The organism is Fervidobacterium gondwanense DSM 13020, from assembly GCF_900143265.1.
GTDB lineage: Bacteria > Thermotogota > Thermotogae > Thermotogales > Fervidobacteriaceae > Fervidobacterium > Fervidobacterium gondwanense.
This window is the reverse complement of record NZ_FRDJ01000022.1, coordinates 1-15,433: the sequence shown is the minus strand read 5'-3', so window position 1 is coordinate 15,433 and position 15,433 is coordinate 1. Positions and strand designations below refer to the sequence as shown.

At 39.1% G+C, this 15,433-nt stretch carries 12 protein-coding genes and 1 pseudogene; 12 read left to right on the top strand and 1 reads right to left on the bottom strand.

The genetic code is table 11. The features are described from left to right. Positions 1-344 precede the first annotated feature (344 nt). The 12 genes from BUA11_RS10155 to BUA11_RS10100 all read left to right on the top strand — a co-directional run bounded on the left by BUA11_RS10155 (position 345) and on the right by BUA11_RS10100 (position 15,129). Positions 345-1,145 (top strand): Mrp/NBP35 family ATP-binding protein, encoded by an 801-nt coding sequence (locus tag BUA11_RS10155; RefSeq protein ID WP_084634456.1) that lies wholly within the window; start codon positions 345-347, stop codon positions 1,143-1,145. A 34-nt stretch (positions 1,146-1,179) separates the two neighbouring features. Beyond that, a complete protein-coding gene (locus tag BUA11_RS10150; RefSeq protein WP_072761162.1) occupies positions 1,180-1,641 on the top strand; it encodes a YaaR family protein in 462 nt (153 codons plus the stop codon). 32 nt (positions 1,642-1,673) lie between these two features. Further along, positions 1,674-2,420 carry an undecaprenyl-diphosphate phosphatase gene (locus BUA11_RS10145; protein ID WP_072761161.1) on the top strand — a complete coding sequence of 249 codons (747 nt, stop codon included), beginning with the start codon at positions 1,674-1,676 and terminating at the stop codon, positions 2,418-2,420. A 145-nt stretch (positions 2,421-2,565) separates the two neighbouring features. Beyond that, positions 2,566-3,201, top strand: coding sequence for a hypothetical protein (locus tag BUA11_RS10140; protein WP_072761160.1), 636 nt, complete (start codon positions 2,566-2,568; stop codon positions 3,199-3,201). 19 nt (positions 3,202-3,220) lie between these two features. After that, positions 3,221-4,384 (top strand): vWA domain-containing protein, encoded by a 1,164-nt coding sequence (locus BUA11_RS10135; protein ID WP_072761154.1) that lies wholly within the window; start codon positions 3,221-3,223, stop codon positions 4,382-4,384. A gap of 24 nt (positions 4,385-4,408) precedes the next feature. Next, positions 4,409-6,802, top strand: coding sequence for an endonuclease MutS2 (locus BUA11_RS10130; RefSeq protein ID WP_072761151.1), 2,394 nt, complete (start codon positions 4,409-4,411; stop codon positions 6,800-6,802). 29 nt (positions 6,803-6,831) lie between these two features. Continuing rightward, a complete protein-coding gene (locus tag BUA11_RS10125; protein WP_072761149.1) occupies positions 6,832-8,934 on the top strand; it encodes a cell division protein FtsA in 2,103 nt (700 codons plus the stop codon). Between the two features lie 303 nt (positions 8,935-9,237). Then, positions 9,238-10,584, top strand: coding sequence for a glycoside hydrolase family 30 protein (locus BUA11_RS10120; RefSeq protein ID WP_072761163.1), 1,347 nt, complete (start codon positions 9,238-9,240; stop codon positions 10,582-10,584). Positions 10,585-10,624: 40 nt separating this feature from the next. Continuing rightward, positions 10,625-12,025, top strand: a complete 1,401-nt coding sequence (locus BUA11_RS10115; RefSeq protein WP_072761146.1) for an ABC transporter substrate-binding protein — start codon at positions 10,625-10,627, stop codon at positions 12,023-12,025. Positions 12,026-12,312: 287 nt separating this feature from the next. Beyond that, positions 12,313-12,897, top strand: a complete 585-nt coding sequence (locus tag BUA11_RS10110; protein ID WP_072761144.1) for a hypothetical protein — start codon at positions 12,313-12,315, stop codon at positions 12,895-12,897. Between the two features lie 38 nt (positions 12,898-12,935). After that, complete coding sequence (locus BUA11_RS10105) at positions 12,936-14,102, top strand: carbohydrate binding domain-containing protein (protein ID WP_072761142.1); 1,167 nt, start codon at positions 12,936-12,938, stop codon at positions 14,100-14,102. 91 nt (positions 14,103-14,193) lie between these two features. Continuing rightward, on the top strand, positions 14,194-15,129 hold the full coding sequence (locus tag BUA11_RS10100; RefSeq protein WP_072761140.1) for a hypothetical protein: 936 nt from the start codon (positions 14,194-14,196) through the stop codon (positions 15,127-15,129). A 146-nt stretch (positions 15,130-15,275) separates the two neighbouring features. Here BUA11_RS10100 and BUA11_RS10515 read toward each other — a convergent pair. Continuing rightward, positions 15,276-15,433 (bottom strand): annotated as a pseudogene (locus tag BUA11_RS10515) (IS110 family transposase); the annotation flags it as partial.

Sequence of the window (15,433 nt, the reverse complement as noted above, 5' to 3'; positions counted from 1 at the left end):
GGTCACCTCCATTAGGAAAGTAACCAGGATACGAGAATAAGCAAACTCACCATACCTCAAATAGGACGAAGGAATGTGAGAGTGTGGAACAAACCAGGTGGGCATAAGAGGGTTAGTTTGAGGGAAAATGGTGGGGAAGTAGTTAAAAAAAATAATCTAAGAAGGAATAAAGCGACATAAAAATAATGAATTAATTCATTAAAGATAAAAAATTAAAATTATTAAGATTTTAGATAAACTCTTTTGGAAAAGAAAGGGAAGTAAGAATTTTTTGAAAAAATAAGAAAAAACGTATTTCAGGAGGCTAATCAAAAATATTTCTTTGAAGAGGAGGTTAAAATATAATGGATTTTAAACTTTCTGAAGACCAAAAGATTACCACGTTAAAAGAAAATGTAAAGCATTTTATCGCTGTTCTGAGTGGAAAGGGTGGGGTTGGTAAGACAACTGTCTCTGTGAACTTAGCAACGGCTCTTGCCGAGAGTGGCTATAACGTTGGAATACTTGATATCGACATCCACGGACCGGATATTGTTAGGATGCTCGGTGGGAATGCAACTCCGCTAATTGACGAAGATGAAAGAATAGTGCCTGCAGAGATACTTCCAAATCTGAAAGCCTTATCAATATCCATGATGGTGGAGGAAGGTAAGCCAATTATCTGGCGTGGTCCTTTAAAACATTCGGCAATAAAACAATTCTTGGGTGATACCAATTGGGGTAAGCTTGATTTCATGATATTTGATTTGCCACCGGGGACGGGTGATGAAGCACTAAGCCTTTTCCAGACGCTTGGCCAAATAGATGGAGTAATTATGGTCACAACACCACAAAAGGTGGCACTCGATGATGTTAGGAGAGCGATAGCATTCGTCCATGCAATGAATCAGAAAGTCCTTGGAATAGTAGAAAACATGTCCTACATGAGATGTAAAGAGGAAGTCGTGTATCCATTTGGAAAAGGCGGGGCCGATGCACTTGCCGAAGAATATTCAGTTCCCGTCTTAGGACGCATTCCCATGGATCCAAAAGCTCTTGAATTACTCGACGAAGGTAAACCAATAACACTTTATTACAGAGAGAGCGAAATTGAACAGGCTTTCAGAACATTAGCTGAAAATGTTGCAAAGGCAGTTGAGAAGTAAGACAAACACTATTAATTTGAAGAGAGGTTAAAACGTGAGGATAGAACCACCTTCAAATGACCCGAAATTGAAAAGTTCGAATATCAAGGGTAAAAAATCTCACAAAAAAGAGTCAGTGCACTCTGAGATCAAGAGTTCATTTGCTGGTATATTCGAAGAAGCTGAGAGCGAGGCAATCAAAAAGACCATCGAAGAGATGGTAAGTGAAGTTGTTGAAGCGGGTAACGACTTTGTCCGTTCGCCAACACCTGAGAATTTGAAGAAATACAAAGAACGCATAAAAAATATTCTAAAATATGTAGAGAAGAACCTGTATAAATTAGCTGGTAAATATGACTATTCATTATCTCAGCCGAGATTACACATAATTGCTGAGCAAATTGACGAAAGGCTTGAACAGCTGACGAGCCTACTCATGCAGGCAGAAAAAGATACACTAAAAATGGCAGAGAAAGTTGGAGAGATTAACGGTATTATTTTTGATCTGTACAAATAATACCTCTATATAATGTGAAAGGAGCGAAAAAGGTGAAAGATTTCTTCCTCGGAGTTGTACAAGGACTTACAGAGTTTCTACCAGTGTCAAGCTCAGGACATTTGGGACTTTTTTCGAAACTTTTCGGACTTCAATCTAATTTATCTTTATTTGCCTTTCTGCACCTCGCAACTTTCTTAGTGGTTCTAATTTTTCTCTGGAAAGATGTTTGGAGTATTCTTTACGGCATGTTCAAGCTTGATAAAGAAATATGGAACTTAGTTTTTAAACTCATCGTTGCTACCATTCCAGCCGGTTTAGTAGGCTTGTTTTTTGAAAAGAAAATCGAAAATATTTTCTCGTCACAGTGGGTTATTGGGATATTTTTCTTGATTACTGCAGCCTTTTTGTGGTTTTCAGATGCTGCATCTGGAAGGAAATCACTTAACGAGCTATCATTTTTGGATGCTCTGCTCATAGGACTTTTTCAAGCTGTAGCAGTATTACCAGGTATTTCAAGAAGCGGTATTACATTAGTAGGTGCCTTATTAGTAGGTCTTAACAGGGCAGATGCGTTTAAATTTTCTTTCCTTCTAAGTCTTCCGATAACACTTGCAGCAGGATTGTTTGAACTTAAAGACGTTGTTTTGAATGCAGCTACATTTTCTGGATTTGGTGGAGCTTTTGTTGCCGGTATTGTGGCTCTGCTTGTTGTAAAGCAACTTACGATATCAGCTCATCTAAGATACTTTTCCATTTACCTAATATTGCCCGCTATATTAAGCTTTTTTATTAGATAAAGGATTCTATAGACAAAAAATAGCGATAGTCCCTGGGGGTTCACACCTCCAGGGTTTTTGTTTTTTGAACGATTTCGGGCCTTGTGATATAATCTTAATGGATTTTTAAGTACAAGTGATATTAGGATATTTAGGAGGGGGTTTTGTGAAGAAGATTTTATCCATTTTCTTAATATTGCTTACCTTTTCTGGATTTATGCTCGCTCAAGAGTTTTACTTTAACACAAAGTATGGGTTTGGGCTCTCAGGCACACATGGACTACTATATTACACACTGGGTTTTCCGTATAGTGAGATAGGTTTTAAGATACCAATTGATGCGAATGGAATATTATCTGTTAATACTCAGGGTGGATACGATTTCCAATTCTCAACTTATTCTTTCAAACTGGCACCCATTCTTCAATTTTACGGATTTTCGATAGGCGTACCTTTTGAACTGTCAACAAAATATGTAGAATCGCAACAAGCAACTGAAACCGGCAGAATGAACGTGGGAATAAACTTTTCAGCTAAATATGACACAATTATGATTAATATATTTGCATCGTATTCTATGTTCTACTTGTACTACGACCCGGCTTTTAATGTTAATGTTCCGACAGTGTATACAGAAAATATATTTAGATCTATACTCGATTTCAAGATCTCGTATGTTCAAAGCAGTTATTCCTTAGGAATAGGTTATTCTTTACCTGTTAGGTGGTTGCCTTACAGATCTACTTTTATCACTGGACAGGATGGAGGATACATAGAGGGGAGATTCTCAGTGAAATTCTGAAAAATTCGGAGGTTATCGTGTGCAAGAAAGATTAAAGAAGGCAATAGATAATCTAATAAAGTCGAACGCATTTTATGCATATATACTTATGGGTAGTCAATTCATTGAGGGAAATGTGAAAAACATATCTATAAGTATCACAAAGAATGGTGATGTGTTGTTTGTATACAACCCAGTCAGCGTGGCAACAAAAAGCGACATAATGGTAGAAGGTTTAATACTCCACGAGCTTATGCACATTATAAACAGGCACTATTTGATACACCCGAAAGATAAACGCGATAAAGCGGTGTGGGACATAGCTAAGGATGCAGCGATTAATCAATTCATCCCTCAACTTGATGCGTTCAGCATACCTTTAAACGTTTTGATTGAAGAAGGTCACGGTACTGATAACGATTTGATATTTGTAGGTCCTCCTATTGATATGCTTAACAAAACGGCCGAGGAATATCACGATTACATAGTTGACCAATTCCTGAAGCGTGGAAGATATGATATAGAGACGATTGCTGAGAGGTTACCCGATTCACACAAGATGGAAAGTGATCTCCCTGTTGAAATGCTATTGGAGGTTACCGAGCAGAAAATTGGTAAAGCTTTTAATCTCTTTGGTGGTGAACTTCCTTCTGGTGTAAGGCAGAACATAGAACTACACTTGAAAAAGCCAGTAATCAACTGGGAAACAGCGATAAGGAAGTTTGTTGGACTCTCTCAGAGAGGTGAAAAATACTCAACACCATTAAGACCGAACAGAAGGTATGATGACCAGCCGGGTTGGAGATATACTTATCTACCGAGGATCTGTGTGATAATAGATACGAGTGGCAGTATCATAGAAGAGGAGATGAATCAATTCGTAAGTGAGATAGATGCCATTGCAAGACAAGAAGTACCTTTAAAACTTATACAAATTGACAAATCAGTTACGTTCATCGGGGATTACAAACCAGGTGGGTGGAAGAGCTTTGAAGTGTACGGTGGTGGCGAAACTGATCTGCAACCAGCTGTAGATATCGCCGAAACGAGATTCAGGAGTGAGGGTATAATAATATTCACGGACGGGTATGTAGACCTACCAAAAGTCAGCCGCAGAGTTTTGTTCGTGTTGAGTAAAAAGCACAATTCTGAGTTTTATATTGATGCAAGAAAAATCTATGGGAATGTATACGTTTTAGAATAAAGGCACGGAATTGGAGGAGAGGAAATGGAGGAATTCAGCGAGAAAATTCTTGTGGAATCAAAAGTTAGTTACTTAGAATATATTAAAGAAAAAATAGATTATCCAGAAGTTTTAAATACTTACAAGTATTATTGTTATTCGTCTCTTGGAAAAGAGTATCTTGAAAGTCTTAATCCATACAATGTTGATGTTATTCAGGAATTGACATATGTTTCTGAACTTTGTGACTTTGTCAGAGTTGAAGGATACCCAACGTCCGATGCTTTTATAGATGTAAGACCCATCTTGCAAAAAGTAGAATCTGGTTTGCTGATCGAAGGTGAGGACTTCCTTGCCATTCTCAAATTTCTCTCCGGAATAAAAACGTTAAGGGAAAGTTTTAAAAATCAGCGTATACTAAATTCACAAGCCACAGTGCTATCGTTCGTATCAAAGCTCGGGAATTACGACGAGATAATAAATGCTATAAGAAGCGTAATAGACGATAACGGGAAAGTGAAAGACAATGCTTCGGTACTTTTGAAAAAAATCAGGAACGAGTACAACGAAACACTGAGAGACATAAGGCATAAACTTGAAAGATTCATTGCACACAATCAGAATGTCTTGCAAGAGCTTAGCTACACCATAAAGAACGAAAGGTACGTCTTACCTGTCAAAGCAAATGAAAGAGGGAAATTGAAAGGTATCGTTCACGGACTATCTTCCTCCGGTTCAACGGTCTACATTGAACCGGAAGAAATAATACCGATGAACGATAAAATTCGTATTCTTTCAGAAGAAGAAGCTAAAGAAATTGCTCGGATACTGAGAGAACTGACTTCTAAGATATTCGACAGGCTTTCTCAAATAAAGTCTGATATAAATGTTTTGAAACGACTCGATGGTTTGTTTGCAAAAGTCAGATATGTGATTGAAAAGAATGCTTCCATAGTAATTCCTGAAGGCAAGTACTTAAAACTTTCGAGAGCACGGCATCCCTTAATACATCCAGACAAAGTAGTTCCTGTAGATATAGAACTTCCAGCGGACAAACTTGGTATTGTGGTTACAGGTCCAAACACTGGTGGAAAGACGGTGCTGCTCAAGACAATAGCCGTTTCCATAATTTTAGTGAGAAGTGGTTTTCCAATATTGGCTGGCGAGAGTAGTCGCATACCGCTGTTAGATATCTACGTTGACATTGGCGATAGTCAGAGCATTTTGGAAAACCTTAGTACCTTTTCAGGCCATATCGTGAACATAGTGAGAGCTCTCGAGTTGGCTGATGATAACTCATTGGTACTGATAGATGAACTTGGCTCAGGTACTGATCCGTACGAAGGAAGTGCGATAGCACTCGGAATAATCGAAGAACTCGTAGCCAGAAGGATCAAGTTTGTTGTGACTACCCACTTAACGCCAGTAAAATTATACTCGATGTCCCACGATAGACTCGTCACAGCATCGATGGAATTCGATCCGGAGACTCTGTCACCTAAATATAGAGTTTTAATGAACATACCTGGAGCTTCTCATGCTTTCGAGATCTCGAAGAAATACGGTTTACCAGATGGAATACTTGAAAGAGCAAGAAAACACCTTGATGAAGAACATGTGAAAATTGAGGAATTGATCAAGAGTTTGAACAAACAGATAAGCGAACTCGAGTTCCGCAAAAGAGAGCTTGAACAGACGCTCAGGGATTATACCAGACAAAAGAGGGAATTTGAGGAAAAGTACAAATTGTTGAAAGTTAAGAAAATGGAAGAATTCGATAAAGAACTGAGAGAGGTCTACAAAGATATCCAAAAAGCGAAGCGAGATTTACAAATAACACTTCAGAGCAAGAATACAGAAAGTGAGCAGCTTATAAGGAAGAGACTCAAAGAAATTGAAAGTGAAGTCAAACACCTTGAAAACGTACAAGAAAAAATCGAGAAGGTTATGTACGAAACAGTAGTTTCTCAGGAAGAGAGGACGATAAGCGTTGGTGATACAGTAAGATTGTTTGACGGTACAGCTTTGGGAAAAGTCGTAGAATTTAAAGGAAACAAAGCCGTCGTTGATTTCAATGGTTTGAAAATCGAAATCAAACCAGAGAAGTTGGTGAAAGTAGGAACCAAAGAATCAGCAGAACTAACCCAAAAACCGAGTCATCCTCATACAACAAAGCACAGAGTTTTTGGTCCGAGCCTAACAAGTAACGAAATAGATGTCAGAGGAATGACTGTTGAAGAAGCTGTTGAGAAAATAGACGAATTCATCGACCAGCTCCTTATGTCTGATTTTACGATGGGCTACATAATCCACGGAAAAGGTACAGGTAAGCTTGCCACCGGAATATGGAATCACCTACGCCATGACAAGAGAATTAAAAATTACAGATTTGGTAGACCAGACGAAGGTGGTGTTGGTGTCACTGTTGTAGAGATATAATCAAAAAGAATATTTGGAGGGCGATATATATGATCTTTGCACTTGACATAGGGACTCGAAAAATCGCAGGTTTGCTTGTCGATATGGACGAAGATGGAAAGATGATAGTCCACGATGTAGTACTCAGAGAACATGAGCACAGAGCTATGCTTGACGGTCAAATCCATGATGTTGAAAAAGTTGCGAAAGCGGTGAAGATTGTTAAAGAAGAACTCGAAAATAGAAACAACGTCAAGCTTGATAAAGTTGCCGTTGCACTTGCTGGTAGGTTTCTAAAAACATATTTCGGCGAAGCAACGATGAACATCGCTGATTTGGGGGAACTCACGAGTGACATAATAACAAAGATAGAGCTTGAAGCTGTTGCAAACACTATGGAGAACGTTGAACCTAACATGTACTGTGTTGGATACTCTGTTATTAGGTACGAACTTGATGGGATGTGGTTCAAGAAACTCGAAGGGTTGAGAGGAGATAATGTCACAATAAAAGTAGTTGCCACGTTTTTACCAAGCCATGTTGTCGAAGCTATGCTTTCAGTCTTAAAAAAAGTCAATTTGACGATAACCCATCTTACATTGGAACCTATAGCCGCTGTTAATGTTACCGTACCAGAAGATTTGAGAATTCTCAACATCGCACTTGTAGATGTTGGTGCTGGGACGAGTGATATTGCGATATCCAAAGACGGAACTATCGTAGCGTATGGTATGGTACCAATCGCTGGTGATGAGCTGACAGAAGCTATCACAAAAACCTTTTTGCTCGACTTTTCAACAGCAGAATATGTGAAAAGGAACTTAGAGAAAAATGAGGTTCTCAGGGTCAAAAATATATTAGATAAGGAAAAAGAGATAAGAGTAAGTGATGTTATCAAAGCAATTGAGCCAGTTGTAGAGATGATGACTAAAAAAGTTGCCGAAGAGATAATTGAACTCAACGGCGAAAAGCCGCAAGTAGTAATGGTCGTTGGTGGTGGAGCAAAGGTTCCCACTTACACGCAATTTCTTGCGAAGCATTTGGGTATAGATGAAGAATATGTCTCGCTCAAAATGGCAAAGAACCTTGACTTTATCGACCGTACCGGCCAAATCATAGGAAGCGAATTCGTTACGCCGCTTGGTATTGGATACACAGCACTCACGAAGACCGGGAGCGTGTTTGAACACGTGACTGTGAACGAAGAGCGGATACAGCTAATCGGCTTTAAGGGAAGTTACACAGTTTGGGAAGTCTTGGCACAAGCTGGAAAAGATATTCACAGTTTGCTTGGAAAGCCTGGAAAATCTGTGGTTGTTGAAGTTAACGGCGAACCGGTTGTAATTAAAGGTAAAATGCCAAAACCGGCACCGGTTAAAGTCAACGGACGAGAAGCAACGTTAAGAGATGTAGTCAAACACGCTGATGTTATAGAGGTTGGCGAAGCTGCTGATGGTGAAGACGCAAATCCAATGCTATATGAGATAATTAAGCCGATTAGGCTTAGGTCTTTAGAAAGTGACGAGATAATTGAATATTATCCACGCGTAAAGGTCAATGGCAACGATATTATCCAGAATATTCCACTGAACGACGGCGACGTTATAAAATACGAAAGCGTTAAAGTCAAGGAAATAAGAGAATTCTTGGCACAGGACTTGATCAAAATCGAGTATTCAGTGAATGGTGCGTACAGAGAATTTACCGCTGGAGAAGTTAAGATATTTAAAGATGAGTTAGAATTACGCGATGAGAACAGTGTAGAATTGGGTGAAGAATTGAAATATGCACTTGTACTAAATTATCCAAAGGTTAAAGATTTACCAGAAATGGAAAAGATAAGTGTAGTCATAAAAATAAACGGACAACCGACTGTACTAACAAAAGAAGGCGTGATTGTTTTGGTGAACGACCAGCTTGTTTCTCCAGAGTATGAAATCAGAGACGGTGATAAGATAAAGACTCAGATACCGGATGAACAAGGCTTTATAGTTGCTGATATACTAAAACTTTTTAACTTCGACATCAAGAAAGTGAAAAGCTATAACCTCTTGAAAAACGGGGAAAAAGTGGGCTTTACCGAACCTTTAGAAAGCGGTGATGAAATAATCTTCGAGTTTGAAACAATCGAAGACATGGAAGAAGTAGATTGAGAAAGTATTAATTAGAAGATAAATAGAGAAAATATAACTAAAGTCACCTGCGGGTGACTTTTTTTACTTTTTACACAAATCATTGACTGAAAAATGTTACTCTTTCTATTCTTCGTGTAACATGTTTCAATAATAGAATTGGGTTAATTAGAATAATTTTAATTTTGGAGGTTGTTTATGCCAGGCATTTTTGAAATTTTACGCTTGGGAAAGGTAAAAATTCTTCTCCTCTTTTTATTAATATCTATAGTGATTGTCCTAACTTCAAACCAGAGTGCACAACAAACAAAAGGAGTGAAAGGGATGCAAAAAATCAGGATATGGCTTACAACATCGGATCAGAGGCATCTGCTTGATGAAGTAAGAATTGATGAACTCGGAGATTTAGCATATCGCGAAGAATTCAAGATTGTTGTAAATCCTGATAAGAAATACCAAATCATGGATGGATTCGGCGCTTCTTTTACGGACGCGTCAGCATATTTAGTGTATCACAAATTATCAGATGAAAAACGCAGAGAGGTTATGGAAAAACTATTTGACAGAGAAAAAGGAATAGGCATATCGTTTCTAAGACAACCCATGGGAGCTACTGACTACACCACAAAAATATACAGCTACGATGATCTACCGGAAGGAGTAAAAGAAGATAGGGAACTGAAACACTTCTCTATAGACCACGATAGAAAATACATAATTCCACTTTTAAAAGAGGCTTTGAAAATGAATCCCCAGCTCAAAATAATGGCTTCGCCGTGGAGTGCACCAGGTTGGATGAAGACAACAGGCAGCATGATAGGCGGTTCGCTACTCAGAAGGTACTACGACGTTTACGCACAGTATTTTGTGAAATTCATAAAGGCATACGAATCAGAAGGAATACCCATATACGCAATAACAGTTCAGAACGAGCCACTATACGTTCCGAAAGAATATCCTGGTATGAAAATGGACTGGGTAGAACAAGCAGACTTTATAGGCGACTATCTTGGACCAGTTTTTGAGAAGGAAGGTATAAAGACCAAGATTTTGACTTATGATCACAACTGGGACAACACAACTTATGCTGCGTATGTCCTTTCTGATGAGAAAGCGTCTAAGTACGTTGCTGGATCTGCTTGGCACTTTTATGGCGGGAAGCACGAAGCTATGACAAAGATAAAAGAGATGTTTCCTGACAAAGAAATCTGGTTCACGGAAGGTTCTGGTGGTGATTGGGTGCCCGCTTTCTTCAACGCGTATATGGATCAAATGATGCATGTCATTAGAATACCTCGAAACTGGTCGAAGACAGTAGTTTGGTGGAACATAGCACTCGATGAGAAAAGAGGACCTACAATTCTCTCAAATAGCACATGTAGGGGGCTTATAGAGATAAATCAGAAAACAGGTGAAGTCAAATACAATCTCGATTACTATACATTGGGACACATAAGTAAGTTCGTTTTACCCGGAGCCTACAGGATAGATTCGTATACTTATCTGGACAAATTAGAAACCGTTGCTTTCGAAAATCCTGATGGAACAAGAGTTTTAATAATATCAAATAGAACTCAGACAAATAAGAAAGTGAGTGTAATTGAGCAGGAAGAAGAAATTTTTGAAATCGTGTTACCATCGTACGGTTCTGCGACGGTTGTTTGGCGATAATTTCTGGTGTGGCGCACCACAAAACAGGAGGTGTTTAAAGATGAGAAGACATGTTACAAGGCTGTTGTTACTTGGATTATTGGTAGTTTTCTCACTCAGTGTCTTTGCAAAGGTAACGATAACTGCGTCAGTTTGGAGCTGGGATGTGGAAAAGTACAAAAAGATTGTTTCAGAATTCAACAAGTACTATCCTGATATTGAAGTTGTTCTGGTTGTCAATGAACCTGATGTCAATGGGTTTTTAACAGCTCGTGTATCAGCGAAGCAACTACTTCCGGATGTTGTAGTCCAGTCATGGGAAGCACTTCCGTATCCTGTCTCTCAAGGATGGATATACCCTATTGATGAATTTTTGAAGAACGATGCTGATCTAAAACATATGCCGTTAGCTCTTAGACAGTCTTTCGTGTACAACGGAAAGACTTACGCACTTCCTGAAAGGCTCCACTTCCAGGGTATCGTCATGAACTTAGACCTGTTGAAGAAACTGAACTTGCAGGCGCCAAAGTACGAAGCGTTTACAGTCAATATATTCAAAACGTACCTGAGAAAAGCAACGACTCGAGAGTATTCGGGTATAAACCACCTCTGGGATTTTGATAATGTAGAAGCAGCTGTCCTTAGCAAGGACACAACATTCTGGGGATTCAATCCAAAGAAATGGGAATTTGAACTCGCTACAGGTGGTTGGTTGCCAGCAATTAAACTGCAAAAAGAACTCAAAGGTGTTCCAGGACTTGTTTCAGACGACCTGAAAAATGACGAGCTGAGAAACAAAGGGGAACTCGACGATTATCAGAAGAAGTTTGGAAAAGATGCAGATGCATTCAGAGAATCAAAGGTTTTAATGGGACTTCACGGTACTTGGGACTGGAGCTGGGTAAGAACTCTTCCGTGGAATCTTGACTATTATCCTATGCCATTTGAACCACAAGTTGGGCAGAGAATACCAGTTCACGTGAACTACGCATTTATGACATCGACAACGAAGTATCCGAAAGAGGCATTCGCATTCTTGAGATTCCTGACATACGACCCACGTGGAGTTGTCGCAAGATTGAAGATAGACGTAGCAAATGGTGAAGAAAACGGAAGGCTCATCGATTGGTTCGTTCCAGCGACGATGCACCCAGATGTGATTAAATACTTTGATTCACTGAAAATCCCAAATGGTGTTAAGTGGATGCTCAAGAACCTCGACAAGGCTGTGCGTGTTGATATGTGGAAAACTGTTCCTGGCTGGGATCAAGCAACATGGGACGTTATATTCCCAGTAAGCGAGAAAGTGAGAAGAGGCGAAGTACAAACTGAAACCGTAGCAGTTGAAACGCAAGAAAAGGCGAACAAGATTATAAAAGACGCTTGGAGCGACTTTTCTAAGAAGTTAACTGAAGTGGAAAAGAAATTCCCGGAGATCAGAAAACAGGTTGAAGGAAAATAGTGTCATCTTTTAGAAACAAGGGGACCTGTGAAAAATCACAGGTCCTTTTTCATTTAATCGTTTCTAAACGCTCAGCACAAAATAGGCACTTTGTTTAAGCTAAAACAGGTTTTGTATGTAACAAGTTTCAAATCTATAATGTAACAAAATTTGAGAAATTTTCAATTTGTTTCATCGTGCAACTATGGTCTTATACTATTAAGCATTTTGAACATGTTTTGTGAGTTTGTTCTTACAGGTGCAAAAACGGGTGGAAAACCTAAAAAGACAGAAGGAGGCGTATGGGTATGAAAAGAGTGTTCTTAGTTGTTACGGCGGTTATCGCTATTCTCTTTGCATTTTCGGCATGTGTGCCAAAACCACAAGAACCAGGAAACGGAGGCACGCCAGCGGCTACAAGTCTTGAGTTTTTTGACAGTAAACGTGAAGACGCGCTAAGTTATTATAAAACTGGCACATGGTATTTCTTTAAAACAGGTGACTATTTTATAGCGGATCCCATCATAAAAGCTGATGGAACAGTTGTCGCAACAAGAACATCACTTGTATGTGGTTCGGAACCCTGGGGCCCAAGAACTTACGAAGCACAACTTGTTAGATTTTACGACAAGACGAAAACAGACTTCACAATAAAACTCTGGCTCAAAGGAAACAAAGATGCTCAAATAAAAGCATATTTTGGAAGCGAACCATGGCAAGATTGGGCATACAATACTTCACGGGATATTCCAGTAACTACCGAAGGAACCGAAGTAACATTACAATTTACACGAGATAAAGGTGTCGACAAGTGGTTGAAACTTTCGTTAGAATTTGCGCATGTTCCAGATGTTGAACTTCAAGTGAAAGTTTTAGAAGAAACTGCTAACTAAAGCCCACTTGTAAATTGAAAAGGAAGAAGGTAGGGACTATGAAAACCATCTTTAAATTTCTTATTATAAGTCTGACAGGTCTTTTCCTATTTTCCTGTCAATTCCAAGAAAAAGTTGAAGCTGTAGCAACAACAGTTCAACAGCAGGCAACCGAAAGTGCAGTTGGGGTTAGTTTATTGAATAACTGGAATTTCAGATCCAACATCAAGAATGATCAAACAAACGCACCATTCGAATGGTGGATTTGGGAAGGCGGAAAGTACGGAGTCGGTAGTGCAAAAGTAGAAAACTACGGTGTACGAGACAACTATGCTTTTATAAAAATTGCTGATTCCGGCTCTGACACCTGGCACGTCCAGTTCAATCAGTGGGTTAAGCTCACACCAAAACAAGCTTATTACATTTCGTTCAGGGCAAAGGCAGATAAACCAAGAACAATCAATGTCAAGGTTCTCCAGAATCATGATCCATGGTCTAATTACTTTGCAAAGACCGTTGAGCTGACAACGGAATGGAAAACATACGAATTCTATTATATCCACAAAGAAAGATCAGATGAAACTGTCAACTTCGGTTTCGAGCTTGGTAAGCTTGATCCAACAACGATTTACTTTGCTGATGTAATAATTAAACCAATAGACAAGTCAGAAATTCCACCTGAGGCATTGGAAGAGGAAGTAGAATTGGAAACGCTTGACTTTGATCTTCTAGAAGATGAGGAAGAACCAGATAATTTAGTAAATAACGGAGATTTTGGATACAAGATAGTAAACGATCAAGGTAGTATGCCATCAGAATGGTGGATTTGGCAAGCAGGTCAGTACGGCATAAGCAGTGCAAAAGTCGCAACTTATGGTGTTGTTGATGGCTACGGATTTATCAAACTTGATGATACTGGTTTCGAAACGTGGCACTTGCAGTTCAACCAGTGGATCAAAGTGAGAAGAGGACATAGCTACACGATCACATTCAAAGCAAAAGCGGATGACCCAAGACCAATAAGTGTCAAGCTTGTTCAAACAGGTGCTCCATATGGTGTTTACTTTGCTCAAACGGTTAACCTAACAACAGAATGGCAAACCTTCCAGTTTGAATATACCCACCCAGAAGATGGGGATCCAGTTGTAACCTTCAGCATCGAGCTTGGTAAAGAAAAGCCAACCACAGTTTATTTCGACGACGTTGGAGTACTTCCGAAAAAATAGGAACGCAGAATTCGTATGTTAGAATTCCTGGGTAGCACGTCGAGTGCTACTCAGGTTTGAATTAATAAGCTTAAGGAGGGTGACTGTACCAATGTTAGAATTGTTCAAGAACAGAGCTTCATTTATGATCATTCTTGTATTTTCGCTACTCGGTACGTTACTATTTTCTGGAAGCGTTCAAATAACCGGTAGAGTTGAATTCAATTATCGGGTTAATCCCGATTTTACGCTCGGAACGTCTAATGCTTTCGTAGGTGACAATGCTGCTTATTTAGTTGTTACTGCAAACGGTCCTGTTATGGTTGTCGATATGAAATACACATCACCCAATTTTACAAGTATCTATGTTAACGAGCTTTTTGTACCTTGGAAAGTGAATGACAATTTAACAGCTTTCTTTGGTTATAGAAACATTGCGGATTACGATGGTTTCTTAGGAAATGCAGGTTCTCTGAAATGGGCTAAGAACGGCGTAGGAATACTTTGGTATAAGAGCGTGTTTTCTCTAATATATGGTATTCCCGGTCTTATGATTGAAGCCGGAACAGATTTTCAATCTACACTTACTTCACCGTTGAGCTACGTCGTCTTGGCCAAGACTTCGGTTGGACCTGTAAAAATTAATGCCAACGTAACTGGAAAGATAGACGGTACGCAGACTGCCGTTGGTGCAAGGCTTGCGTATAGGATTTCTCCATTTAACTTGTACCTTGCAGTTGGGTACAGTTTTAGTACGGCTTCAATCACGGGATTGTTAATTGGTCTTGACGGTCAAGTTGGAGATCTCGGTGGATTGGCAGAAGTTGACGCAACTGAATTTGACAAAGTCAAGTTATATGGTGATATTTATTATAAGTTCCAAGCTTACAAATTTGGAGCTACAGGAAACTATGATTTTAGCAACGGAAAATTTGTTTTGCAACCGTATGTAGTAACTAAACTTGGTGCTGCAGATGGGAGGATATCAGCAAGGTTTGAGGAAACCGGTTATAAGTATCTTTTGTTAAACGTCGGTTTTGGATTCTAAAAGGTTCTTAAATGGTTTTTTGAGATTTCCGGTAATAAGTCAAGAGGAGAAAAAATAGAAAAATAAAAAACCTAGTCAACACTTTGACTTTCAATAACTTAATATTTCACTTTCATTCTTCACATACTTGATTTCGTTCTTTTTACCTATTTCATCGGTACATACGGTACGTTGTTCTTTAGTAAATAATACACTAAATTTACTAATTTCCTTGCAGTTAATATTAGCGCTCTCATGTGTTTGTGTGTTGTTGCTTCTGCGTACTTTTTGCGATAATATTCTTTGTATACAGGATCGTATGTCT

Excerpts from the sequence above, each read along its gene's own strand:
- BUA11_RS10100 (WP_072761140.1), top strand. The coding sequence starts at position 14,194 with ATGTTAGAATTGTTCAAGAACAGAGCTTCATTTATGATCATTCTTGTA.
- BUA11_RS10115 (WP_072761146.1), top strand. The coding sequence starts at position 10,625 with ATGAGAAGACATGTTACAAGGCTGTTGTTACTTGGATTATTGGTAGTT.
- BUA11_RS10105 (WP_072761142.1), top strand. The coding sequence starts at position 12,936 with ATGAAAACCATCTTTAAATTTCTTATTATAAGTCTGACAGGTCTTTTC.
- BUA11_RS10110 (WP_072761144.1), top strand. The coding sequence starts at position 12,313 with ATGAAAAGAGTGTTCTTAGTTGTTACGGCGGTTATCGCTATTCTCTTT.
- BUA11_RS10125 (WP_072761149.1), top strand. The coding sequence starts at position 6,832 with ATGATCTTTGCACTTGACATAGGGACTCGAAAAATCGCAGGTTTGCTT.
- BUA11_RS10155 (WP_084634456.1), top strand. The coding sequence starts at position 345 with ATGGATTTTAAACTTTCTGAAGACCAAAAGATTACCACGTTAAAAGAA.
- BUA11_RS10130 (WP_072761151.1), top strand. The coding sequence starts at position 4,409 with ATGGAGGAATTCAGCGAGAAAATTCTTGTGGAATCAAAAGTTAGTTAC.
- BUA11_RS10120 (WP_072761163.1), top strand. The coding sequence starts at position 9,238 with ATGCAAAAAATCAGGATATGGCTTACAACATCGGATCAGAGGCATCTG.